Raw genomic sequence first — 238 nt, forward strand, 5'->3', positions numbered from 1 at the left:
ACTTCTGATAGCTTTATTGCCCGTATGTTAATGCAAGCTGAAACGTACTTTGAACCCAATTGGCAACATTTACCAGAAGTACTCTTAATGGATGAAATTAAAAGTACCAACAATGCTGATGAGACGATGAGTTTTGAACTGATGGATGCTGAAACACACGAATTGATCGATTTACTACCATTCCGTTCAATTCACAAGTTACAACATCATTTCAGACACTACACTGAGACAGCTCGGC

At 38.7% G+C, this 238-nt stretch carries 1 pseudogene; it reads left to right on the forward strand.

Annotated elements, in window-relative coordinates:
- Positions 1–30: 30 nt before the first annotated feature.
- Positions 31–238, forward strand: a pseudogene (locus CES82_RS12250) (ISL3 family transposase); the annotation flags it as partial.

It is taken from the genome of Secundilactobacillus silagincola (assembly GCF_002583405.1).
GTDB lineage: Bacteria > Bacillota > Bacilli > Lactobacillales > Lactobacillaceae > Secundilactobacillus > Secundilactobacillus silagincola.